This is a genomic window from Burkholderia singularis, assembly GCF_900176645.1.
Classification (GTDB): domain Bacteria; phylum Pseudomonadota; class Gammaproteobacteria; order Burkholderiales; family Burkholderiaceae; genus Burkholderia; species Burkholderia singularis.
The window spans coordinates 17,803-39,426 of record NZ_FXAN01000053.1; the positions used below are offsets into that span (position 1 = coordinate 17,803).

The 21,624-nt window shown below is 59.9% G+C and carries 29 protein-coding genes; 2 read left to right on the plus strand and 27 right to left on the minus strand.

What is annotated here, in order from left to right:
* Positions 1 to 6 precede the first annotated feature (6 nt).
* The 20 genes from BSIN_RS11285 to BSIN_RS11375 form a co-directional block, all read right to left on the minus strand.
* Entirely contained in the window at positions 7 to 600 is a 594-nt protein-coding gene (locus tag BSIN_RS11285) for a tail assembly protein (protein ID WP_089340568.1), read from the minus strand.
* A complete protein-coding gene (locus tag BSIN_RS11290; RefSeq protein ID WP_089340569.1) occupies positions 597 to 1,325 on the minus strand; it encodes a C40 family peptidase in 729 nt (242 codons plus the stop codon). The genes BSIN_RS11285 and BSIN_RS11290 overlap by 4 nt, the downstream gene beginning before the upstream one ends.
* A 3-nt stretch (positions 1,326 to 1,328) precedes the next feature.
* Complete coding sequence (locus BSIN_RS11295) at positions 1,329 to 2,018, minus strand: phage minor tail protein L (RefSeq protein ID WP_089340570.1); 690 nt, start codon at positions 2,016 to 2,018, stop codon at positions 1,329 to 1,331.
* Positions 2,015 to 3,355: a tail fiber domain-containing protein gene (locus BSIN_RS11300; protein WP_089340571.1), complete on the minus strand. Its 1,341-nt coding sequence runs from the start codon at positions 3,353 to 3,355 to the stop codon at positions 2,015 to 2,017. The genes BSIN_RS11295 and BSIN_RS11300 overlap by 4 nt, the downstream gene beginning before the upstream one ends.
* A 1-nt stretch (position 3,356) precedes the next feature.
* Positions 3,357 to 3,692, minus strand: a complete 336-nt coding sequence (locus tag BSIN_RS11305; RefSeq protein ID WP_089340572.1) for a phage tail protein — start codon at positions 3,690 to 3,692, stop codon at positions 3,357 to 3,359.
* Between the two features lie 45 nt (positions 3,693 to 3,737).
* Positions 3,738 to 7,883, minus strand: coding sequence for a tape measure protein (locus tag BSIN_RS11310; RefSeq protein ID WP_089340573.1), 4,146 nt, complete (start codon positions 7,881 to 7,883; stop codon positions 3,738 to 3,740).
* A gap of 14 nt (positions 7,884 to 7,897) precedes the next feature.
* Entirely contained in the window at positions 7,898 to 8,185 is a 288-nt protein-coding gene (locus BSIN_RS11315) for a phage tail assembly protein T (protein WP_089340574.1), read from the minus strand.
* Complete coding sequence (locus BSIN_RS11320) at positions 8,185 to 8,649, minus strand: phage tail assembly chaperone (RefSeq protein WP_089340575.1); 465 nt, start codon at positions 8,647 to 8,649, stop codon at positions 8,185 to 8,187. Before BSIN_RS11320 ends, BSIN_RS11315 begins: the two co-directional genes overlap by 1 nt.
* Positions 8,650 to 8,675: 26 nt before the next feature.
* On the minus strand, positions 8,676 to 9,131 hold the full coding sequence (locus BSIN_RS11325; protein WP_089340576.1) for a phage tail tube protein: 456 nt from the start codon (positions 9,129 to 9,131) through the stop codon (positions 8,676 to 8,678).
* A gap of 61 nt (positions 9,132 to 9,192) precedes the next feature.
* On the minus strand, positions 9,193 to 9,540 hold the full coding sequence (locus tag BSIN_RS11330) for a hypothetical protein (protein ID WP_089340577.1): 348 nt from the start codon (positions 9,538 to 9,540) through the stop codon (positions 9,193 to 9,195).
* The gene (locus tag BSIN_RS11335) at positions 9,537 to 9,959 is read right to left on the minus strand and encodes an HK97-gp10 family putative phage morphogenesis protein (RefSeq protein WP_089340578.1); all 423 of its coding nucleotides are present in this window, start codon (positions 9,957 to 9,959) and stop codon (positions 9,537 to 9,539) included. The genes BSIN_RS11330 and BSIN_RS11335 overlap by 4 nt, the downstream gene beginning before the upstream one ends.
* Entirely contained in the window at positions 9,952 to 10,281 is a 330-nt protein-coding gene (locus tag BSIN_RS11340) for a phage head closure protein (RefSeq protein ID WP_089340579.1), read from the minus strand. Before BSIN_RS11340 ends, BSIN_RS11335 begins: the two co-directional genes overlap by 8 nt.
* Positions 10,282 to 10,283: 2 nt before the next feature.
* Positions 10,284 to 10,625 (minus strand): head-tail connector protein, encoded by a 342-nt coding sequence (locus BSIN_RS11345; RefSeq protein WP_089340580.1) that lies wholly within the window; start codon positions 10,623 to 10,625, stop codon positions 10,284 to 10,286.
* A 3-nt stretch (positions 10,626 to 10,628) separates the two neighbouring features.
* Complete coding sequence (locus BSIN_RS26010) at positions 10,629 to 10,793, minus strand: hypothetical protein (protein ID WP_173678667.1); 165 nt, start codon at positions 10,791 to 10,793, stop codon at positions 10,629 to 10,631.
* 78 nt (positions 10,794 to 10,871) lie between these two features.
* Entirely contained in the window at positions 10,872 to 12,149 is a 1,278-nt protein-coding gene (locus tag BSIN_RS11350; RefSeq protein ID WP_089340581.1) for a phage major capsid protein, read from the minus strand.
* Between the two features lie 4 nt (positions 12,150 to 12,153).
* The gene (locus tag BSIN_RS11355; protein WP_089340582.1) at positions 12,154 to 12,996 is read right to left on the minus strand and encodes a head maturation protease, ClpP-related; all 843 of its coding nucleotides are present in this window, start codon (positions 12,994 to 12,996) and stop codon (positions 12,154 to 12,156) included.
* Complete coding sequence (locus tag BSIN_RS11360) at positions 12,974 to 14,269, minus strand: phage portal protein (protein ID WP_089340583.1); 1,296 nt, start codon at positions 14,267 to 14,269, stop codon at positions 12,974 to 12,976. Before BSIN_RS11360 ends, BSIN_RS11355 begins: the two co-directional genes overlap by 23 nt.
* Positions 14,270 to 14,276: 7 nt before the next feature.
* Positions 14,277 to 16,019 (minus strand): terminase large subunit, encoded by a 1,743-nt coding sequence (locus tag BSIN_RS11365; protein WP_089340584.1) that lies wholly within the window; start codon positions 16,017 to 16,019, stop codon positions 14,277 to 14,279.
* Positions 16,019 to 16,498: a terminase small subunit gene (locus tag BSIN_RS11370; RefSeq protein WP_089340585.1), complete on the minus strand. Its 480-nt coding sequence runs from the start codon at positions 16,496 to 16,498 to the stop codon at positions 16,019 to 16,021. The genes BSIN_RS11365 and BSIN_RS11370 overlap by 1 nt, the downstream gene beginning before the upstream one ends.
* A gap of 128 nt (positions 16,499 to 16,626) precedes the next feature.
* Positions 16,627 to 17,019, minus strand: coding sequence for an HNH endonuclease (locus BSIN_RS11375; RefSeq protein WP_089340619.1), 393 nt, complete (start codon positions 17,017 to 17,019; stop codon positions 16,627 to 16,629).
* A gap of 62 nt (positions 17,020 to 17,081) precedes the next feature.
* Here BSIN_RS11375 and BSIN_RS11380 point away from each other — a divergent pair, with 62 nt between their 5' ends.
* A complete protein-coding gene (locus tag BSIN_RS11380; protein ID WP_089340586.1) occupies positions 17,082 to 17,339 on the plus strand; it encodes a type II toxin-antitoxin system RelE family toxin in 258 nt (85 codons plus the stop codon).
* Positions 17,336 to 17,731 carry a helix-turn-helix domain-containing protein gene (locus BSIN_RS11385; protein WP_089340587.1) on the plus strand — a complete coding sequence of 132 codons (396 nt, stop codon included), beginning with the start codon at positions 17,336 to 17,338 and terminating at the stop codon, positions 17,729 to 17,731. The genes BSIN_RS11380 and BSIN_RS11385 overlap by 4 nt, the downstream gene beginning before the upstream one ends.
* A 115-nt stretch (positions 17,732 to 17,846) precedes the next feature.
* Here the strand turns inward: BSIN_RS11385 and BSIN_RS11390 are convergent, their stop codons facing one another.
* The 7 genes from BSIN_RS11390 to BSIN_RS26015 all read right to left on the minus strand — a co-directional run bounded on the left by BSIN_RS11390 (position 17,847) and on the right by BSIN_RS26015 (position 21,624).
* Positions 17,847 to 18,302 (minus strand): hypothetical protein, encoded by a 456-nt coding sequence (locus BSIN_RS11390; protein WP_089340588.1) that lies wholly within the window; start codon positions 18,300 to 18,302, stop codon positions 17,847 to 17,849.
* A gap of 107 nt (positions 18,303 to 18,409) precedes the next feature.
* On the minus strand, positions 18,410 to 19,000 hold the full coding sequence (locus BSIN_RS11395) for a DNA-binding protein (RefSeq protein WP_089340589.1): 591 nt from the start codon (positions 18,998 to 19,000) through the stop codon (positions 18,410 to 18,412).
* Between the two features lie 26 nt (positions 19,001 to 19,026).
* Positions 19,027 to 19,266, minus strand: a complete 240-nt coding sequence (locus tag BSIN_RS11400; protein ID WP_089340590.1) for a hypothetical protein — start codon at positions 19,264 to 19,266, stop codon at positions 19,027 to 19,029.
* 291 nt (positions 19,267 to 19,557) lie between these two features.
* Positions 19,558 to 20,022, minus strand: coding sequence for a DUF1364 family protein (locus BSIN_RS11405; RefSeq protein ID WP_089340591.1), 465 nt, complete (start codon positions 20,020 to 20,022; stop codon positions 19,558 to 19,560).
* Positions 20,019 to 20,681 (minus strand): hypothetical protein, encoded by a 663-nt coding sequence (locus tag BSIN_RS11410; RefSeq protein ID WP_089340592.1) that lies wholly within the window; start codon positions 20,679 to 20,681, stop codon positions 20,019 to 20,021. The genes BSIN_RS11405 and BSIN_RS11410 overlap by 4 nt, the downstream gene beginning before the upstream one ends.
* Positions 20,681 to 21,151 (minus strand): hypothetical protein, encoded by a 471-nt coding sequence (locus tag BSIN_RS11415; RefSeq protein WP_089340593.1) that lies wholly within the window; start codon positions 21,149 to 21,151, stop codon positions 20,681 to 20,683. The genes BSIN_RS11410 and BSIN_RS11415 overlap by 1 nt, the downstream gene beginning before the upstream one ends.
* Positions 21,151 to 21,624, minus strand: a complete 474-nt coding sequence (locus BSIN_RS26015; protein ID WP_256583755.1) for a DUF1064 domain-containing protein — start codon at positions 21,622 to 21,624, stop codon at positions 21,151 to 21,153. Before BSIN_RS26015 ends, BSIN_RS11415 begins: the two co-directional genes overlap by 1 nt.

The following is a 21,624-nucleotide window of genomic DNA, read 5'->3' on the forward strand; positions in this document are numbered from 1 at the left end:
ATTCCCCTACATCTGATCTTCAGCGTAAATACCGGCCGACGCGACTGCCGAACCGATTTCCAGCTCCCCATATAGAAGAGGCACCGGCCCGCCCTGCGCCGTGGTGTTGACCGGCCCGTTGAAGACGTAGCTCGGCGTATTCTCCGGCCGGTCTTTCACCGACAGCCCTTTCGGCGACGGCGCAAGCAACTGCGCAATGCCGCCCATCGCCATCGAGACGCCCATGCCGAAAACCGCGATCGCCGCCTTTGCGCCGAGCAATGCCCCCGGATTGAAGAACGCCGCCGCGACGAGTGCCGCGCCGAGAATCAATTGAAACAAGCCGCCCGTCTTCGCTCCTTGCAATATCGGGGCGATTCGAATGTCATCGTCGCCGCAAGGATGCTGCAACTGCTCGACCGACAGATTGCGCTTGCCGACGAAAACCGCGTACGCGACGCCCTGATCGCGGCTCTGCATCATTTCGCGCTCGAACCCTGGAATCATCGAGCAGAGCGCGCGCACTGCGTCGGCCGAGTTCGACACGACGTAGTGGTGCAGGCGGCCAAAGCGCGCGCCGAGCGCGCCGTACAATCGAATCGTGCGAACTTTCTCGCTCATCCCTCGAACCTCAGAATCAATCGCGTGATTTCCCGCCAATAGCCGCCGTAGACATCCCGGCTCGACAGCCGGCCGTACAGGTGGTGCAGCATCGTGCCGTCATCGAGATAGACACCCGCGTGATTCGGCACGGGCGCGCGCACCTGCATCAGAATCACGTCGCCACGCTCAAGAGGGGCGCCTTCGGGCAGCGCAACAAAGCCTGCGTCGCGGTAGTGCTGCATGTATAGATCGCCGCCTTGCGACCACCAGTCATCACGCCGCGCGAAATCTCGCAGCACGATCTCGCGCTCTTGCCGATACCAATCGCGAATCAGCGTGTAGCAGTCGAGCACGCCGTGCGCGAACATGCGGCCGACGAGCGGCACTTGATAGCCGGCCGGCTCGATCGTCTCCATATCGGTCGCCTCGACCGCTCCGCCATCGCGCTGGCGCACCTCGACGATGTGCCATGTCAGGCCCGACGCCTCGCACGCCGCGCGATCCGCATCGGACGCCTCGGCGGGCGCGTCGGGATGCGAATGCACCACGGCGACGACCGCGCCCATTTCCTCGGCGTCGGCAAATTCCTGTGCCGGCAGGATGAAGTGATCGCCTCCCGTCGCTGCATTGCTGCACTCGACGTATCGCTCGCGCCCGCGCGCGACGACTACCAGCCCGCAACACTCGCGCGGGTACGCGCGAACCGCGTGCGCGCGGATCGCGTCCAAAGTTTCTTTTTGCATAGATCAGGTGCGGACGAGGCCCGCGGCAGGAGAGCCGCCGTAAGGCAGTGGATTATTTGCGCCGAATCGCAGCTTGCAGCCGCGTAGGCTCTGACTGCATCGATCCTTGGCGGGGTCGTCGGTCGGCGCATCGTTCGCATCGGCGCATGGTCCACCCGTATAGCCGCATTCCGGCCCGCGATAGAGCCAGATGCACAGGTTCGGAATGATCTGCCGCCGAGGCAACTGCTCGCCATCAAAGTCGAGCGGTGACGATAGTTCAAATTCGATCGTCTCGTTGTCTTCGTGCGACTTGCGTTCGATCAGCCAGGTTTCCGGCGGCATTTCCTCGTTCGGATCGGCACCAGGATTCCCATCCGGAAAATTGACCGCATCGAGATACTTTGACAGCGTGCGCCGCCGTGTGATCTGCGCACCAACTAGATCGCCAAGCGCAATGCATAGCGATGAAATCGACCCATCGACGTTACCAACGCGCAGCGTTGGCGCTGGCTGTTTGCCCGATCCGGATATTTCAAACCCTTCAGTATTGACGGGCCATGCAGCATACTGCACGCCCTGCCATGTTATGGGCCCATGTTGCAAGTGCCCGTGAAAGTGCGCGACCTGCCCACCGATCTGCGTAGCGTCAAGCGTAAAAAGCTCTAGCTGCGCGCCAGGTTCGAGTTTTTGTACATCGGCAGTTATCGTCATTTTCTCACCGATGGCTCGATTTCTTTTTTGTCAATATCAACCGACTCAAGACGATTGACACGCGCCGTAAGTTCGTTGACTGCCTGAACTAATAAGGCAACTGCTGCATCTGGATACACGGACAAGCAATCTTTCACTTCTTCGCCGTCATCGGCTTTGAACGTACCGGTATTAATCACGCCCTCAGGCAAAACGTTGAGCATATCCTGAGCGATGAGGCCCGCCTGTCTCTTCCCGAACTTCTCAAATGTGCATCCGGTCAGCTGCCCCAATTTTTGCAGCGCATCCCGAATCGGCTCAATGTCGCGCTTGAGCCTTCGGTCGGAATAGTTGGTCCAAGCCCCCGGAGCGAGCGCATTCCCACTTTCTTCGAAGCGAAAGTACCGTGTGGGCTGCCAACCATCCACTGCCAGAATCCCATACGATATGGTCGGCTGAGACTCCATCCAGAGTTGCACACTAGCTTCCAATCCGCGCGGATTAATCGCACCCTTGATAGCTGCTCCGATCCCGCTACTACGAGTGAGGGTATCGTTTTTTATATATGTGCTGACTAGCAGCTCCCCTCGAACTTTCCCTCCGGAGTTCAAATCGAGCGGCGTCAAATTTCCGCTATGCCATGCGTAACCTATAACGGTCGAATCAACCGTGATTCCCAATTGACCGGCTACATTTTTCGCCCAGTCGAAACGCACTGTATGTCCGTCCGCTGACGTTACGACCGGTAGTCCATTAATCCGGAATGTCTTATCGGAAACGACATATTGGAATGCGCCGTACTTTTTTGACCACCATCCCGCCCCCGCTGCACCAGCATAAAAGTAGCCGTCCGTATCGCCTACTGCGAGATGTGCCTCGGCTCGATCGCGGCCGACGTACAAATCTCCCTGAACGTACTCGTCTAACCACGACGTGCGCCCACGCATGGCGACATTCCACGCATGTACCCCGTCCGTATCCATAAACGCTGACTCGCCAGAATTGAGCCGGGACAAACCTATGGCATCACCCGAGCCGTCCGCTATCTGCAAATAGCACGCGGTCGGGCCGATATTGCGAAGCAATACGACCCCGTCCGCCGGACATTGCGCGGCGACAGGCATCTTGATCCCCGGCGTATTCGAGAGCCCTACGGGAAAATTAATGTTGACGCGCTTTCCAATGTGCACGGGAGTCAGCGCGGTCCACGGTTCAGTTATCGGAAGTGCCGACGTGAGTGGCAGCTGTGCACTCAATATGTCGACGTTGTGATTCATCCGTTCGTTGGCACTACGAGGCGTATCGCCACCAACCCCTGTTCCTGGCGCACCTAAATTGATTTTTTCCAGATTTGCCATATCAAGGTGAGAAGGTTTGCTCGAATGTTGCGGTTATCGTGAAGACATGCTTCGTTTGAAAAACCCGACTGAATTTCTTGCAGACGTACAGGCCCGGCTCGCCAAGCGGCGGGGTCCAATTGAACGCTCGCACGCCGGCATGCCGCCGCAGAAAGGCGCGAATCGCGGCAATGACCTCGGCCCGCCCTCGAAACGACAACTGAAACGCGTCCGATTCATTGTTGATTCCGTCCGCCACACGCTGCTCGTATCCGTCGCCAAACTTCGCCGCTCGAACCGCGAACGTTGTGTCACCCTGTCCGCCGAGCAGCGGCGCCCAAGTGAATGTTTCCCTCATACCCGCCACCAGAAAGTGAAACGGCCCGCTTCCGCGGGCCGCTCGTTACCGTCTCTGTTCTCGCATCTGCCACAACAGCCCGCCGGGTCGCATTTCGCTTAGCATGAGCTGCCGCATCATCGTCTCAATCATTGCGCGAAGCTGGGCGCCGGCAGTGCCGCCAGCATCGCGCCCCTCTCCCTGCGAGTCGGACATATTCACGTCGACGTTCGCCGACACCGAGATATTCGGATCGCGGTTAGCCGCAGCCCCGCCAGTACCGACATAGCCGCCTGACGCAAAGCGCGCGAAACCAGCATCGCCCCCGGCGTTCAAACGCTCAAGCAGTGCGCGAACGCCCGGCCGCCTCACCGCCGCAGCGCGCATCACAAACTCGCCGTTCGACAACTGTGCAGGGATACTGTCGCTCGTCGACGTGCCCGGCCCGAACACTGGCCCACCGGTTGCGAGATGGAACCCGAAGGCATTCCCGCCCACCGCTGCCGCACCGCCCCCAAGTGCGCCAGTCATCGACCCCGAGACGCCACCAAGCAAGCTGCTTGAGCTGAATCCTAACGCCGCACCGCCAAGCCCGAGCATCGAGCCGAGCAACCCGAAGGCTTGCGACATCGCAGCGCGTGCGGCGAACCGTGCGAGATCCGACAACATGCCGTCGATCAGCCCCCGGAAATTCAGCTTGCCCGTCATCGCGAACGACACGAACGCATCCTCCGCATTGCGGAAAAATCCTGAAAACGCGTCTTCCGCCATCTGTGCGGCGTTTTGTGCAGATTCTTGATACTGCTCCATTGCACGGCTCGCCCCAACACGCCATTGAGATTCCCTCTCCAAGCGGCGAGCATGACGCCCGCGCTCATTCTCTTCCTCTTCAGCCTGCGCCTGATTGATCCGGCTGATTTCCGCGAGGTATTCCGGCGAACCGAGCGTGCCGTCTTTCCTGGCTCCCTTCGCCAGCTCATCACGTCGCCGTCTGAATTCATCGCTAACGCGGCTGAGCGCCTGATTAAGTTCACGTGCGTTGTCGCCCATCGACATTGCCGCGAGTTCACGCTCAAAATCACGTTGCCGCTCGGTTGCATAATCCGCGAGTTCCGCATCGATCTGTGCGCTACGCTCTTTCAGCTTATTGATGGCGTCGCGGTAGCGCGCCTGTTTCTCAAGCTGCGCGAGCTGCTCATAGCCTGCACGGATTTCAGCCTCGTCATGCAGCACACTCTTATCGTCGTCGGACAGCTTTTTGCGCTTGCCGCGCAAATCCGTAACTTTTTGATCGAACGCGAGCAAATCCTTTTCGGATTGCGTCAACTTGTCCGTTGCAACCGCCTCGACGCGCAATTGCGCAATACGCTGCCGAATGTTTTCGAGCATGCGCTCGCCTTCCAGCGTCGAGCGTTCCTTATGCGCCCCGGATGCGTGCTTCAGCCCCGGCGCGTTGACCGTAATGCGTGCGGTCTGCGCAGCGGCATCAGCAAGGGTTTTGTCATATGCCTGCTGACCCTGCGCATTTGCTCTTGCGCGAGCCACATTGGTGGCTACTTCCCGAGCAATTGGTTCGGGAGTGCCGGCACCGACGCCGAACTCGTCATACTTCTTGTTGATGAGCGCAGCCTGGAAACCTGCCAGGATGCTAGCCACTTTCATCTGCTGATTCATCAACGCGAGTTCGCGTGTCAGATTGTCGATGTTGGCCCGTGCGCCCGCCGCAGCCTTTGCATCTTTATCTTGGATCGCTTTTTCCAGCGTCTTGTATTCTTCGGCCCGGCCAGTGATCAGCCCGGCCATTTTCTGCTCGGCCGCGTTCGCGCCCTTGCTCTTGGCCTCGTACTCTGCCTTCTGGCGCGCCGTCATGCCGATGATGTCGGACGCCTCTTTTAATTTCTCGACATATTTCGTCCATCCTTCCTCCGCCATCCCACCGGCAAAGAAATTGTTCGCGTCGGTCAGCAATTGAACGGCGTTGGCCGCACCGCGAGCCGACACCTCCATCGCATTGAGAGCCTGCGCGTCCTTCTGTGCCACACCTTCCGCCGAATCAATCGCCGACGCAGCACTGATGAGCGATTCACGAAGCTCCCGTGAACCATCAGTCGCCCTGACAAACTCATCGATAATCTCCAGGCGAACTCTCGATTTTTCGACAACGCTCTGAGTTGACTCCTCGACGGCACGCAGCGACGCATTGAATTTATCGATCGCCTCCTGCGTTTCCCTCGGGATAAACGCAATTCCACCATCCATTGACGGCGGCATAACCGCCTGTGTGCCCCGAAAAGCCAGCGATCGATACGCCGCGGCAGCATCATCGTTCGCGCTCTCCTTGCCCTTTTCAAAGCGAAGCCGTTCGGCCTCCTGTAGCAGCGGCGTGAGTTGTCGGTATTTGTCGATGATCTGATCGAGCGGCGCCTGCATGTCGATCAGGCTCGACGTGGCGCCGTTCGCATTGTCGCGAAACAGCAGCCAGTTCGCCGCCGCACCGAGCGCCACCGTCCCGACCGTCATCAGAATACCGGGAAGCCCCCCGACAGCCGTCAACAGCCCCGCGCCGACCGAGCGCATCAGCGTGCCCGTGCGCGCGAGCGCCGTCTGCGCCGCCGTCGCCCGCTCGGTCGCCGCCGTCAGACTGGCCGCCGTGGCAGCCGCCCCACGTTCTGCCCGCTCGCGCGCCTGCGTCGCGAGCGCCACGTCGCGCTCGGCCGCGGCAAGCCCGCGGTCGGTCTCCGCCAGCGATGCCGCGTAGCGCTTTTGGTCGACAAGCCCCTGACTTGCCGCCGCTTCCAGCGCCGCCCGCCGCTGCTGCGCGAGCGCCAATGACGCCTCGGCGCGCTCAAGCTCCTGCTGTGCGGCGGCCGTCTCACGCGCGATGATCGCCGCGTATGGCGTACCGATGATGCGCGCGCCGATTTCCTGACTGCCGGCCAGATTCGCGCTCGCGCTCGCGACGTGCGCCTGTGCCGCCGCCTCGACCGCCCGCGCCTCGGCGAGCTTCGCCTGCGCGAGTTCGATCGACCCGGCCGTGAGCGCCGATTGCATCGCCAGGCTTTCGCGCATCGCGCGCATGCCCGCGATCTCAGCCTGGGCCGCAGCCTCGGCGGCTTGCGCGTTCTGTAGCTTCGCCGCCGCCGCATCGCGATCGCTTTGCGCCTTCGCAAGCGCCGCCTGTGCGGCTTCGTGCTGGGTTGTCGTTTCCTCGACGAGCGCCCTGCGTGCGGCAAGCCACGCGGTAGTCGCCTGTGTTGCCGCGACGGCCGATTGACCAAAGTACACCGCGATTCGGCCCGCCGCGAGCGACACGCCGATTTTGACCAAGCCGTCGAGGTGTTTGGCGACATAGACGATGCCCTCCGCAAGCTTTGCGCTGGCGCCCGTCGCCTCGTCAGCGTGCCCGACATACGCTTCGATCTCGGTCTGCAACCGGGTCATCGCCTGCCCAACGGTCACCTTGACCTTGGCGAACAACGCATCGGTGCTCGAACCGGCCTTCGTCAACGCGTCGATGAGGTTTTCGACGGTGAGCTTGCCCTCTTCGGCCAGGGTCTTGAGCTGCGACGCGCTCGTCCCCATGCCGCGCGCAATGGCATCCGCCACACCCGGCAGTTCCTCGAGCACGCTGCGCAGATCCTGCCCGCGCAACTGGCCTGCGGCGAACGCCTGCCCAAGCTGGATAATCCCGAGCCGGGCCGTGTCCGCCGATACGCCCGACAGCGCGACGGCCTTGCTGATCGTCTCAACGAGTGGCCCGATCTGCTTGATCGACATGCCGAGATGCGTCGCGTTGTTCGCGATACGCTGATACAACTCGCCCGTTGCGTCCAGCGGTTGCCGTGTATCGCGCGCGATCCGCAGCACGTCGTTTTGCGCAACCGCGAAATCGATCTGGTCACGTGTAACGATCTTCAGCCGGTTGCTGAGATTCGTCCATTCGTCCGCGTACTCGACCAACTTGTGCGCGCCGAATGCCGCCGCCGCGGCCTGCGCATACTCGCGAATCGATCCGCGCGCGGCCTCGATCGCGCGCACGGTCACTTGCACGCTTGACGCATTCGACGCGAACGCCGCATCGGCCACGCGCCCACCATCGCGCACGGCATTGAAATACGAACCGGCCGTCGATGACAAACCACGCATCCGTCGGTCGTATTCGGTCGTGTTCGCGGAAACGCTGACGATCAGCTCGCGCAGACTGGTTGCCATAATGATTTTTCCGCCTACTTCGCCATGCGCAAGAGCGCCGCCTGGAATGGGTCGGCACTCCCCTCGTCATCCTGTTGTTCACCACCGGGTTCGCCGGTCCAGTTCGGCATCATGTCCGACACCTTCACCTTCGCGCCCTGCGACTGGAATGCCGCCGCCGCAACCATCGCCGCGTGCAAATCGCCACGGTCGTCCGCAATCGGCGACTCGGCGTCGTATGCAATCCAGAGATTGAATTCGGCTGACGACATCTGCTCGCGCAACTCGGTAATCGTCTTGCCGAGCCGCAGCGCAAGCGACATCAGGAATCGGAGGCTTGGGTTTCGGCGGAAGGCTTTTTTCCGTCTTCGACCGGATCGACGTCGAGCTTGCCGAGCTGGATTGCTTTCACCACGATCTGCTCGTGGACCGCGCCAAAGGCTGTCACGACGGCAGGCACATCCTCGTCGGCGAACAATCGCCGCCAGCCCGCCGGCGTTCGCTCGAACAGCACGCGAACGAACAGGCGTGCATTGGCGAATGTATGCGCCGAGACACCGACCTTGCGATATTTCGAACGCACCGCCTCCTCATCGTCGCCATCCGCTACGGCGGCCGCGTCGTTCAGCGGCCCGACCCAAAACAAACGATCGTCGAGCGTCGGTTCGCGCACGGCGACCGTCACACCACCCCATTCCGGCACCTGCAATTCTTCGTGCCGCCAACCCGTCAGCGGATTGAGCGCCGCTGCGCGCAGATCCGTCGTTTCGTGATTTCCGTTTTCCACACCTACCCCTGTCTAATTTCGCAGATTTACGCGGCCGGCGCGGCGACGAGCTTCGGTGCCCCGCTGACACGCACGCTGTAATTCGACGTTACGATGCCGTTGACCGACGACGACCATGTGTATTGACGCACCATGCCGACGAACAGGAATTGCGATTTGTCGGAGAATGTGACGCGGAACACGTGCTTTTCACCGGTCGCGCGCGCCGTGCGCAGAATGGTTTGTCCCTCGTCGTCGGCCTTGTAGTTGCCCTCGACAGAGAACTCACCCGGATCGGGCAAGCCAAGCTCAAATTCTTTCTCGTCGCTCGCGAACGTCGTCACGTCGATTTCTTCCGACTGTCCGCCTTGCCATTGAATCTGCTTACCCGTCGTCGACAGATCGACATACGCCAAATCGGCCGCGTCGAGATCGGTCGAGGCGACTTTCGACACCTCCACCTTGGTCCCTTGCGATTTGGTTCGCTTGCTCTTTTCAGCCATACTTCCCTCGCCATAAAAAAAGCCCGCACGTGGCGGGCTGATTGAATCGTCGTGTTGCTGATTAGAATTCGACGGAGAATTCCAGACTGATCCGGAATAGCCCCGTGTCTTCCTGGAAGTCATCCGGCAATTCATCTATTTCCCCGACCGAAAACTTGTCTTGAACCGACGTTGCACGGTCGATCGCCAACGTGGCAATCCGATCGGCGTCGGTGAACGTTTGTGCGTAGAAGTCGACTTGGTACGATCCGGAGTGGCCACCGGTCGGTCCGGCAAGCGACATGTCGAATTCGCCGTGTACCCTCGTCACGACGAAGTACGGCGTCTGCGCCTTTGGCGGTGCAACGTTGATGTACCCCTTCGCGCCGCCTATCCCCTGTAGGGCATCACGAACGACGATCGTGCTCACAAGTGGCCTCCGAACACGCTGTCAATCGCGCGCGACAACTCGGTTCGAATTGCTCCCTCCGCTTTATCCAACGATGAATCAAAGGCCGGCCTGAAGAATGGTTCGGCTTTCATGTATTGCGTGCCAAGTTCGACAAACCGCCAGTAAAATGCGTTGCTCGGTGAATCAGCTTTGCCCTTCGTCCGAACGCGAACACCGGCGGTCGCAATGCCCGGCGCGTCTTTTTGGCGAAGTGCTGCTGACACGATGTTTCGCTTCAATTTCCCTGATCGCTTTGGCGCTCGAATCCGCGCCTCATCTCGGATTACATTCGCTCCAGCGAGCGTCGCGCGTCGGAGTGCCTTCGTCGACTGCGACTTCGCAAGCCTCTCGAAGTCAGCGCGCAGATCGGCCAATCCGAGAATCTGGATGCTAGACATATTTTTCCCCCACCTTTACCGACAGGTCGAGACTGCCTTTCTTGCGATTGGGCAGCACCGCAACAATGTCGTACAGCCATCCGTCATATCGAATACGCATTTCACTGTCGACGTCATTCCGAAATCGAATGCGTATGCTTGCAACCGCCGCGCTGCGAATCGCCCCGGAAATGACGTGTTCCTTGCCGCTCACAAAGCGCACATTGGCCCAAACGCTGTCATGCTTAACCCAGTCATCGGGCAACGGCTCGTCGTTCTCATTCGTTCGGCCGCTCTTTCGCTCGATAACGATGTACTCGGTTAGATCGCTTGAACGGAGCACGGCTACACTCCAGGAACGATTCGATGCGGACGCAAAAGCGCACGTGCATTGAGCGGCAGGTCGGTGACCGGTCCAAATGCCGTGTCTTCACGGTTCGCGTATAACTCGGCCGTGATCTTCAGAATCGCGGCTCGAACTGCGGCATTCACGACCATCGGATTCTCGCCGGCAGTGCCCTCGGTGATCGCGGCGGCCATTGCATCTTGTGTCTCGAAAACCGGCCGATTCAGGTAGTCGATCGCCGATTGCGTTGCGCCATCGAGCAACGCCTGCACAACGTCATCCTCGACACCGGCATTGGCCCGCACGAATCCCAACGCAAGTTTCAGATCAACGAGTGCCATTGCTTACTTCTTTGACTTCGCTGGATTCTTGTCTTCCGAACCCTCTAGCGCATCGAGCGCGTGAGCGCTGTCTTCCAACTCTTCTGGGCACTCGTCGCCAACCTCAAACGCAGTCGGATAAATTTCGCCGTTTTTCACACCTTTGAACGGCTTGATGAATTTCGCCATGTGATTTCTCGATCAGAAAAAAGAAGGGGCACCACGAACGATGCCCCTCCAAGCCTCACCTTCCAGACGATCGGTGTATTACGCGCTCGCGGCCACCTTCAGCGCGCGCATCGGCTCCGGATTCAGCAGGCCACCGCCGACGCGCTTGGTCGTGTAGAACAACACGTACGGTTTCGCCGTGTACGGATCGCGAAGCACGCGCACACCGATTCGGTCGATGATGAGATATGTCTGCTGGAAATCGCCGAACAGGATCGGCGTCGAATTCGCCGCAACGTCTGGCATATCCGGCACTTCCGCCACCGGATAGCCTGCCAGCGTCGCCGGTTGACCCGCGACGAACGACGGCTGCCAGAGATAATTGCCTTGGCCGTCTTTCAGCTTACGGACGTCGCGCTGCGTATTGCGGTTCATCGTGAAGCGAGCATTACCAGTGAAGGCACTCGGCAGGTCATAAATCAGATCGATAATGCCGTCGGACGTGATACCCGCGGCAGCACCACTATTCACCACGCCGATCGCGCCGAACGGATGCTTGTTCGCATTCGCGCCGCCGGCCACATACGTGAGAATGCCGATCGGCTTCTTCGTGCCGTCGCCCGCGAGAAATGCCTTTCCTTCCTGTTTCGCGAATTCGGTCTGAACCTCCGTCGCGAGCCACGCTTCGAGATCGATTTCGCTGTCGTCGAGAATGCCCTGTGTTGCGGCCGGGTTCGCATAGATCTCGCCGTGACCGAACGCGAGCGATGCGAACGCACCCGTGTTCGTCTGCGGGCGCTGATCCGTTTCACCGACCCAGCCGCTGGCCGTGCCGCCCATGTTAAAGAGCTTCGAGAAGCCCACCTTTGACACCGATTGCACGCGGCACAATTGGCGCATCGGCGAGATCTGCACGAGCTTATTCGTGATCGTGCGATCCCATTCGATCGGTGTCAGATAACCGCCTTCGCTGTCCGCGCCCTTGTTCAGCTCGGCGTTGACTTCGCCCCCCTTGAAATGAGCGCTGAAAGCGGCGGTGTATTCAGCATCGCGCAGCGGCTTCGCACCGCCCGAACCCATCTGCGCCGCCGCGAGCTTAACGTTGGCTTCGTCGACGGCAGCCTGAAGCGATTCGAGATCTGCGCCGATCTTCTCGACCTTCGCCATGGTGTCCGACGTCGGCAGGCCGGCTTTTACTTCGTCAAGTTGTTTCGCGTGTTGCGCCTTGAAGTCGTGGAACGCCTTTTGCAGATTGTCGATCAATGCCTTGATCTCGCCCGGACCATCGGCGCGAACCGAGAGGATGCCGCGCGGTACCGCGCCGGCCGAGCCGGACAGGGCAGCCGCGAGCGCGGCGATCAGGAGTTTTTTGCTCATATGGTTATCCTTGAAGAGCGTTGATGAGGGTATGCAGCGAGGCTGCAACGTCGTCGCCAGCGCCCGGCGTGGCGTGTCCGGCGGCAGCGCCCGGCTTGCCGTCGAATAGGGCTTTGAGTGCATCGCGCCGCACGGTTCGGGAGTAACCCGCCCGCGCCATCGATGCCTCAATGAGCGCCATTGCCTTCCGGCCTGCGCTCGCATGGGTTTCTTTCGCGATTGACGCACTATCGAGCTTCCCGCTTGCAAATCCGTCCTCGACCGCCTGATCGGCGTCAATCCAGGTTTCCTTGTCCATCAACGCTGCGGCCGTCGCCTCCGAAATGCCGGCGCGCTGTGCGTATAGCTTTGCCATGGCCGCATCGAATGGCGCCAGCGTCGCGGCAACGGCTGTCATGTCATGCCGGTTGCCGATCGCGACGGCCCATGCGTTGTGAATCATCAGAAACGCGCCATCTCCCATCAGGATTTCGTCACCGGCCATCGCGATCACCGACGCGGCCGAAGCAGCCAGACCCATGACGTTGATCGTCACCTTGGCCTTGTGCTCGCGCAGCAGGTTGTAGATCGCGACGCCTTCGAAGAAGTCGCCGCCCGGCGAGTTGACGTTCACCATCACGTCACGAGCACCGATACTGCGCAACGCAGCGCTGATGCGCTTGGCCGTAACGCCCGTTCCCTCCCAGTTATCGCCGATCGTGTCGTAGATTGAGATCGACGCCGAATCGTCAGAGACTGCGGCACGTACATCCGGCTCCCAGCGCTCCAGTGCATCCGGGCGGACATCGTATTGCGCAGCATTGAGCCGATGGTCGGCTCGAATTTCAGGCAGGTTGAGGAGACTCATTACCGCTTCTCTTTGGTTTCTGTGTCATCGGGTTCCGGAGCTGATCGGCAACCGGGTCATCTACGCGAGGTAGATCCAGCGTCTCGCGAACTTCGTTTTGCTTCATCCACGGAGACTGACCGCCAGCGCCGAGCGCCTTCGAGAAGAAGGCGGCCTGATCATTCAGCGTCCCGCGCAAGAGCGCGCCTTCGTTAAACTTGAATTGCTTCAACCCGAGCATCTTTTCCGGCAGAAATGAACGCGCCGCCGCTTGCTCCCAAGCCACAAACCAGTGCGACAACCCGTACTGGATGAAGAAGATCGCAAGCTGTTCGATACCACTGCCCCAACTCGTGTCGTCCATCATCAGCAGCGGGCGCGGCACGCCGTACATGCGCGCGACTTCCTCGATCTGATGATTCCGGTTCTCGATTTGCTGCGCCGCCGCTGCTGTGTTCGAAAACTGCTTCGCCGTCGCACCTTCCTCCAACAGGAACCATCGGCCAGCGTTTTCCGGCCCGCTGTAATCCTCGTCCATCGACGACTTCATGCGCCCGTATGCCTTATCGGATAGCTCCTTGGGCACTTCGATCGCGCCGCCAGCCATCACGCCAGTGCGGAACGTTCGCGACGCCGCTCGCTCGGCTTGCTCAGCTAGCTCCAGAGCATCGCGGGACAGCTTGACCCGCGAAATACCATTGATCCCGTCGAGAGACAGGTCACGCAGATGAAACACCTCGCGCGCCGGCAGCTCGACCATATCGCCGGCCGGCGTCGTGTAGTCATAGACGATCTGCCACGTAGACGTTAGCCGCGGCTTCGCCAACCCTCGATCCATCGGAATCATGCGAATCGGTCGACCTCCGGACCAAATCACGCGCGCCATCGCCTGACCATCGAGTAGCGCCCGCAACTGCATCAGGCTCTTGAACTCCATCGGCGTTTGCCAATCGTTCGGCCTGTATTTCAGCAGCCGATGCGCCGGATCATCCGTCTGCACCTGCTTGCTGTCGCCGCTATTGATCAGGTTCATCGGCAACATGCCGATCGTTCCGGAAATCAACGTGACGCAGCGTAGAAGCGCCATGTTTCGCAGCGCTCGCGATTCGCGCCCCGCGCTGCCGTCCAACTCGCCGCGCCGGATGTACTCCTTCAATCGCGGATCGTCGAGCCCGCTGAACGATTCGCCCGGCGGGGACGCCGCCGAGGCTGCCACCTGAAACGACGGCTCGACGTGCGGACGAGCGTCGGCCTCCGGCTGGCTACCGCGCCGGATGAAATCGAACCAACCCATTCACACCTCAGAGAAAACGAATACCGCGCGTCTCGTAGACCGATTGGCCCTGCGCGTCCGGATTGCGCGCCATGAGCGACACGGCGTTGAATAACGCCATCAGCGGGTCGATCTTGGCCGTCCCGCTCACCTGCTTCGTGATGTTCACGGCGTTGCCTACCGGCACGACACGCGCGTTTCCAACGGCCCACGTCAACAATGGCTGGCCGCCGTGATACAACGCGCCGTCAGGAGCCTCATCGCCTTCGATTCGCTGCCCGGACGCTGCCGCGATACGCCGCTCCGTCGTCTTGATGTCTCCGGATAGCTTCCAGCCCTGCGAGATACCGATCACCTTGTCTTCCGGCACTTTCGCAGCCGCCAGCGCATCAAGAACGGCACCGATGCCGGCCGGGTCGACACCGACCTTGTACAGAAGCCCAGCGCGTTCGATACGCGCCACATACTCGGCAACTTGCACCACGTCCTCGCCGATCCGAGAGACGATCGTAAGATCGCCGTCCCGCTCGAAATCATGAAGCATCGAAGCGATTTCTTTACGCCGCTCCAGCACAGACGGATGTGCCCAAGCGTGCGCCCACGCGAGCCAGTTCCGCGCACCGCGCACGCGCCCGACAACACCCAGCCCCAGCAAGTCATCAAGCCCGCCACCGTCGATTCCCGCCGCAATCACCTCGCATTGCTCTAGCAGGTCGAGAAGCGTCACACGCTCCGGAAGCCCGGCGCTTATCCAGAAATCAGCGCCCGCCCAGCGGTCGGTACGCAGATTCATGCCGATTTCGATATTCAGGTGCTTGGCGAGGAATTTCTGGAACGTGCCATCGCGCTCTCCCTCATACAGCCGTAATTGGTCCTGTAGCCACTCGGCACTGACCGACCGACCGAGATTCGGGTTTGTGATGTAGAAGTTCTCCGGCAGCATGTACGTCTTCGCCTTCACCATCGCCGCAGGAAATTCGTACAGGACGCCCAGCGTCTTCGGATCATCGATCTTCCCGTCTCGCACGTCACGCCAGTAGTTCAGCTTCTGCCGGAACACACCCGCCGGCGGATCGTCGGACTGAGTGGTCAGGAAAATGACCCATCCCTCATCTCGCGATACCTGACCGCCCAGCGCTTCGAGAAACATTGCGGCGGCGTTCGCGCGCTTACCGAACAGCCAAAGCTCGTCGACCAGAATGCGGCCCGACTTCTTGCCGGAGACGGTATCCGTGTCAGCTGCGACGACCTTCAGGCTGTTTCGATTCACGCGATGCGTGATCGTGCGAATGTGGTCTTGGATGTGGAACAACGTTGACAGCTCTTCATCAGCCCGGATCATGCCCGCCGCCGGTTTGAAGCTGTTATCCGCAACCTCCTTCGTCGGCGCCAAGATCAAATGCTCTTCTTCCTCCCGCCAGCACAGAATCAGTGCCGTCAGCATGATGCCGGCGGCAATCGTCGATTTCGTGTTCTTTTTCGAGATCAGCAGCCCGTATTCGCGGATCAGTTGCTTCCCGGTCTCAGCGTCATAGCCGCCAAAGATGGCGCATACGAAATCGAATACCCACTCTTCGGAACATTCACCGAAAGTTGGCGGCCGCCATTCCTCGACTTCGGCATCCCAAATCTTCGGAAGGTCCACAACCTTCAGTTGTTTGAAGATTGCCAGAGCGCGCTCGGCCTCATCCGCGAATATCGGCGGCGGAATGATCGATCGACGTTCAATCAGCCGCGTTTCCCAGTCAGGGCACGCCGTTGTCCATTCCATCAGTCGACCTTCTTCCCCCCGTTAGCGACCAGCCGCGGCGGTGCCGACGGAGCAAACCGGCTCGCGACCTTCTTCGCCGCCTCGGCGCTCTGTTCCTTCTTGCCCCCCTCGCCAAGCTTCTTATGCACGAACGGCATCAGCGCCTTCGCCGCGTCGATACGCAGCTTCGGTTCGGTTCGCGAATCGTTCATGGCCGCGAGAAGAAACGCCTTCGGGTCAGTGAAGGTCGTCATCGCCTCCAGGTCGAAGCCGGCCGGCTTCTGCGGCGGCGACGCCTGCTGTGCGCGTTCGCTCGACTTAGATTCCGTCTGCACCCGATTCGCGGCGAGATACAGGGCCACATCCTTGTCTTTAACAAGGCGCGACCCGGCCGCCGATGCCGTCGCGGGGCTGTAGCCTGCCGTGATAGCCGCGTCCTTATTGGACTTGCCGGCTAAAACAGCGTCGGCGAACTTCCGCTTTTTCGCTGTTAAAGCCATTAACAAATTCCTAAAAAGGGGAAATTTTCTGCGCGTGAGGGAACGTGCGGTCTAGGCCCGACGAGCCCTCAGACTTTCGACACCCCCTGCCCGGTCGGACTCGACCGACGTTGCGTTTTCGCAACACTTTATTGACTGCGCTCCATCCGCTGTTTGTCGCCGTCGTGATGCGGCTTACACAACGTTTGAACGTTGTTCGGATCAAGCTGCAATCGCCTGTCGCCGCGGTGCGGCACGATGTGATCGCCAATCGTCCCGATCGGCTCGGCGATCCCTCGCGCAGCACACGCCAGCACGACGTCAACGGGAGCCCAACCAGTCATGCCGATCTCGCGCAAGCAGTACACACAATGCGGGTGCTTCGCGAGGTGTTCGGCCCGGAGCTTCTGCCACGCGTAGCCGTACCCTCGTGCCGTGCTGCTAGTCTTGCCCGCTCGCCATGAGCCGGGCGTCGCCGTCGCGACACGCGAGCCGACCATCTGCCCCACACGCGGCTTGAGCGTCTCAAGCTTTCTTGCCATGAGCCCTCGCGAACCCGCAAACATTGTTTGCATATTTGTTAGCAAATTGCTAACATGCATTCATGCACTCAATCGAATTCACCAAACAAGCCGCCCAAGCCCTCAAGGCAATGCCGCGCAATATTTCGGCGACGATTCGGGCAAAGATCGATGCACTGGCTGTCGATCCCTACGCACCGAATCCGAACGCGAAGAAGCTGGCAGGCCAACCCAGCTACCGGCTCCGAGTTGGAGATTGGCGTGTGTTGTACGAAATCGAAGATGGCCGAGTTGTAATCGTCGTACTGGCCATCAAACCCCGTGGAGGTGCCTACAAATGACCGAAGTTCAATTTATCGAGCAGGATGGCCACCGCGCCTTTGCCGTGGTCCCCATCGAACTTTGGGACCGCGTGAAAGACCTGATCGAAGATCTCGAAGACGAAGCGCTGTTCGCCCAAGCCAAGGCAAACGACGATGGTCACCGCATCCCGGCCGCCGTACTCGACGCCGAGTTGGCGGGCGATCATCCCGTTCGCGCCTGGCGCAACCATCTACGCATGACGCAAGATGCGCTCGCCGCCGGAGCAGGAATCAGCAAACCGTATCTCAGCCAAATCGAAACCCGGCAGCGCGTCGGCACTACTGACGTACTGTCCAAGATTGCTGGTGTGCTCGCCATACCTATCGACCACCTGATCGAACAACCTGCCAATCAAACCGATAAGCCATGAAGCGGAGTCCCCGCGCGGTGCGTACAAACGAAAAAGCCCGCGAGGTTTTCACCTTGCGGGCTCGTTGCACTAATACGCTACTCTCTAAAAGATTGCCATCAGATTGGTTCGGCGATCACAACCCGTTTTCGCCGAGGAATCGCCCCCATATCTCCAGAGCTTCGTCGGCTAGGCGAAATACGTCAAAAATCTTGCCATCTACTCGCAACTCCCATACTGTTTGAATGCTGTTGAATGGCACCGTACCGAACGGAGCGGTAAATGCTGTATACCCTTTAACTCTCGCCTGAACGTCGTCTCTCGGCTTTTGCGTCGAGCCAGTTAGAACAAGATGCTTCGCCTTGTCACCAACATCTCGGCACGCCTTAATCACGTCGCCCGACTCAAGGGAGTTGATCAGACGCTGTGCAACCGTGGAATTTCGCTTTATGTAATCCGGCAGATGCCGGATCGTAACAAAAAAATTGTAGACGTTGTCGATATGCGGATCCGAACGCATTCGTTCCCGCTCCCGCACCGCCTTGTTATACAGATCTCTGGGCGTCTCAAGGCTGAAGAAATGAGGATCCATCTAGCCATCCATCATGTAGAAAAGCCCACGCGGAAACCAAGCGGGCCTTGGACGCACTAATCACGTGTATCGAATAGATGTGATTATTGTGGGTCAAACACACATTGTCAAGCGACCTCGCATTTTTTTAGTAGTCCTATATTAGATAACTTCCTCTCGATGGCAGTCCATGCCGTATCGATGACGCCCGTAACGTTGGCCTTGTTGTCGCCGTCGAGCCATTTCCGCACGGCTGCATTCTGTTTGCTCACCGTGTTCACGTGCGCACCGCAATCCTGTGCAACGTCGGTCAAGCTACACTTCACGCCGAAAACGCGCTCGATGATCGCGCGCCGTACCTGATAGTGGCTGAAGCCCGAACAGTATGCGGCCGATGCATCGGTAAGCCAGCCAATAGCGGCTCGCCATTCGGGATTCGGTCGGCTTCCTGAACAGCATGTCCTACCGCACGAGCACGGCAGTTCGCGAGGTGCCGCGCGCGCGACAATCACCGCAATGTGCAGTTCGGGCAGTTCCCAAACCCGAGCGCGAATCATGCCCGCTTGCCCCGCGCCATCCAGTCCGACCAACCCCATGCCGCTCCCAGCCGATTCGCTGCGCAAGCGCTTCGCCATCATCGTCTCGCCGTACTGCTGCGTTGAGTACGCGAGCGCGAAGCGTACCGCGTCAAACGCCGATTTGAATTCGATTTCGTTCATGTTGCCCGTCGCCTTTGTAGATTCGCTTACGGAAGCACTCGCCATGGAATTCCCCAATACATCAGCCAATTGATAAGCACGGCGCGAATGTCCTCGCTGCGCGGGAACGCTACTGCCACTTCGCCGCTATCCAGCTCTGTGCCTGTGAGCGGGCACCCCGGAAACGAAATCAGACGATCCCCCGTCGTCGCCTCGGTACGCCGTATTGCAAACTTCGCTACCGGCTCTATGACGTGCTGCAATTTGAAATAGAGATGAGCGCTCATGGCAGTTCTCTGACGTCCCATTCGAGATCCCCACTTGCAATAAACGGTGCGAGCGAACGACGATTGTGATTCACAACGACTTCCACCCGATGTGTTCCATCTGGATTTCTTGGAGTACAAATTGCATCTTTCAGGTACTTATCGGGTAAATCGATGTCCGCGTAGATGTACGGCGGTATGCCGCGTCCACTACGGACCGGGCCGATCAGCCGCTGCACGACGCACTCAAACGTCACACAATCGTCGCGCCAGCGATTTCGAACCCGCCGCGACGGCTTTGTGATTCGCACCTCAAGCCGCATCCGTCACCTCCGACCCCATCTTCCGGGCGCGCACCGGCACCCATTCCTCAAACGCTCGATCCCACGTTGCGACCTTTTCCACGCGGGGTGCCGGGCCAAAATCCAACCAGTAATGACATGGGCCGCACCCTGGTACGGTGTAGATGTGCATTGCCTTGATCCCGCCTCCTTTTCCATGCTTCGATTGATTCGAGTGACAATCGACTACCGACTCGTGAGCCCATCCGATCGAGCAACAGACGCCCGGTACGCGGAGATAACACTCTTCGCCACGACAAGCGGCCAGATACTTCGAACCTTCGGCGACGGTCGGTTTCTTGATGCGGCGCACGATCGCCTTTTGACGCTTCAGCGTCGACACGCACGTCAGGCTGCTGAATGGCGAATGGGGCTTGCGCCCGAAGCCTGTGCGCTTGAGCGGTGTTCGACGCTGCAACGGCGCGGATCGCTTCATGCCGTGACCTGCCGAATCAGATTTGCAAACGGATCAACGTGACCAGCGCGGATACGTTGCTTCATCCGCCATTTCCGGCACGCCTCAGTCGCCGTCTGCCGTGCTGGCCGGGCCGCATCTATGCCGCCACCGAGTGACCAGCGCCCGGCCCAATCCCCCGTGCCTCGCTCGCGAATCCAACCGCCGACGTGAAACTTCTTGCCCCGCTGGCGCACAAGAATTCGACCGATACCATGGGTCGACGCCCCGGTTTTTTCTGCAAGTTCACGGATGGTCAGCAAGTCGTGGCGCTCGAGCATCATCTCGATCGCGCGCTCGACCCACGACAGCCCAGTGCGCCCCGTCTGCTTCTTCGTCCCCGACAGGCCGAGCCGCTGCGCCTCTCCCTTGGCTGCGATATAGCTGCGGTGCGGAAGTAGTCGCCGAACCGCCGACTTGATCGATTCGTTGCCGCGGTAGATTCGGCGAAGCGTTTCTCGCTCGTCATCCGCCCAAGCCGAGGCATCCGACAGCGCGATACCGAGCTTCGATGCGTAGATCTTCGCGGCTTCATACGTCCGGCCCGGCAGCCGATCCATGTGCGATACGAGATGCAGTCCCTCACGAGCGATACTCGCCAACTCGGCTTTTTCTTCATCGGTCCAACGTCTGCCGCCCATTACGCAGCCTCCTTGAACACGTCGCCCGCGTCGATTCGTCGATGCACCTCGGCCAACGCCGCCAATATCGACTGCTTTGATACCGTCGCCATTTGCGCATCGTGAGTCTCCAATGCAATCTTCACGTCGATCAGCGCATCGCCGTCGAATCCCCACTTGCCTGTACGCCGCGCACGGTCACGGGCACGCACGAGTCCGGCCAACGCACCCTTGATGATCCCAATGCTGCTCAACCCCGGACCGGTCTCAGCGATCACAAGCGCGACGTTCAGCGCGCAAGCAATCGTCGACCAATGCTCTTCAGTCCCCCGGCCGTTGATCATTTCGCTCAGCGCAACGTGGTAAGCGATGCCGAGATCCGTCGTCTGGCTAACGTCCATCGGCGTGCGCCTTTCCAGCGCGTCGAGCCCGGCCGTGCAGCGAATGGCGCGCGGGCGATACGCCTTGCGCGGTTTTCTGTTCCCCGCCATCAAACCTCCTTGATCGAGATGTCGTACTTGTCCAGCATCTGCTTACGCTTTTGGATGTACGCCCGGTTCTTACGCGTCGCCGTGGACTTCACGTCCTCGACAACCTGTTTTCCTGTCTCCGCGTCGACGTAGACGAAATCGGCGACGTACTTCGATGCGCGCTCCCATGTACCGTCGTCGCGTTGCTTGCGATCGGTGAGGACATACGGGACTTGAAGCTGCAAATCCGCGATCATTCCAGCGGCCTGCAACTGGATCAGGTGGAACCAACGCGAACGCTCTTTCTCGCTGTCGAACTTGATTCCGTCGTGCTCGCACTTCGTGTTGCGGTACTTCGCGGGCTTCGTCGGCTTTTGCATCGAGAGCGGTATCGGCGCGCCCGGATCGAAGCCGTCGGCTATCTCGTCAAAGCCGCTGTCAATCTGTGGCCGGTTGCCCGTCACCTCGTAGATCCGGCGCTGTGCCGCTGTCAT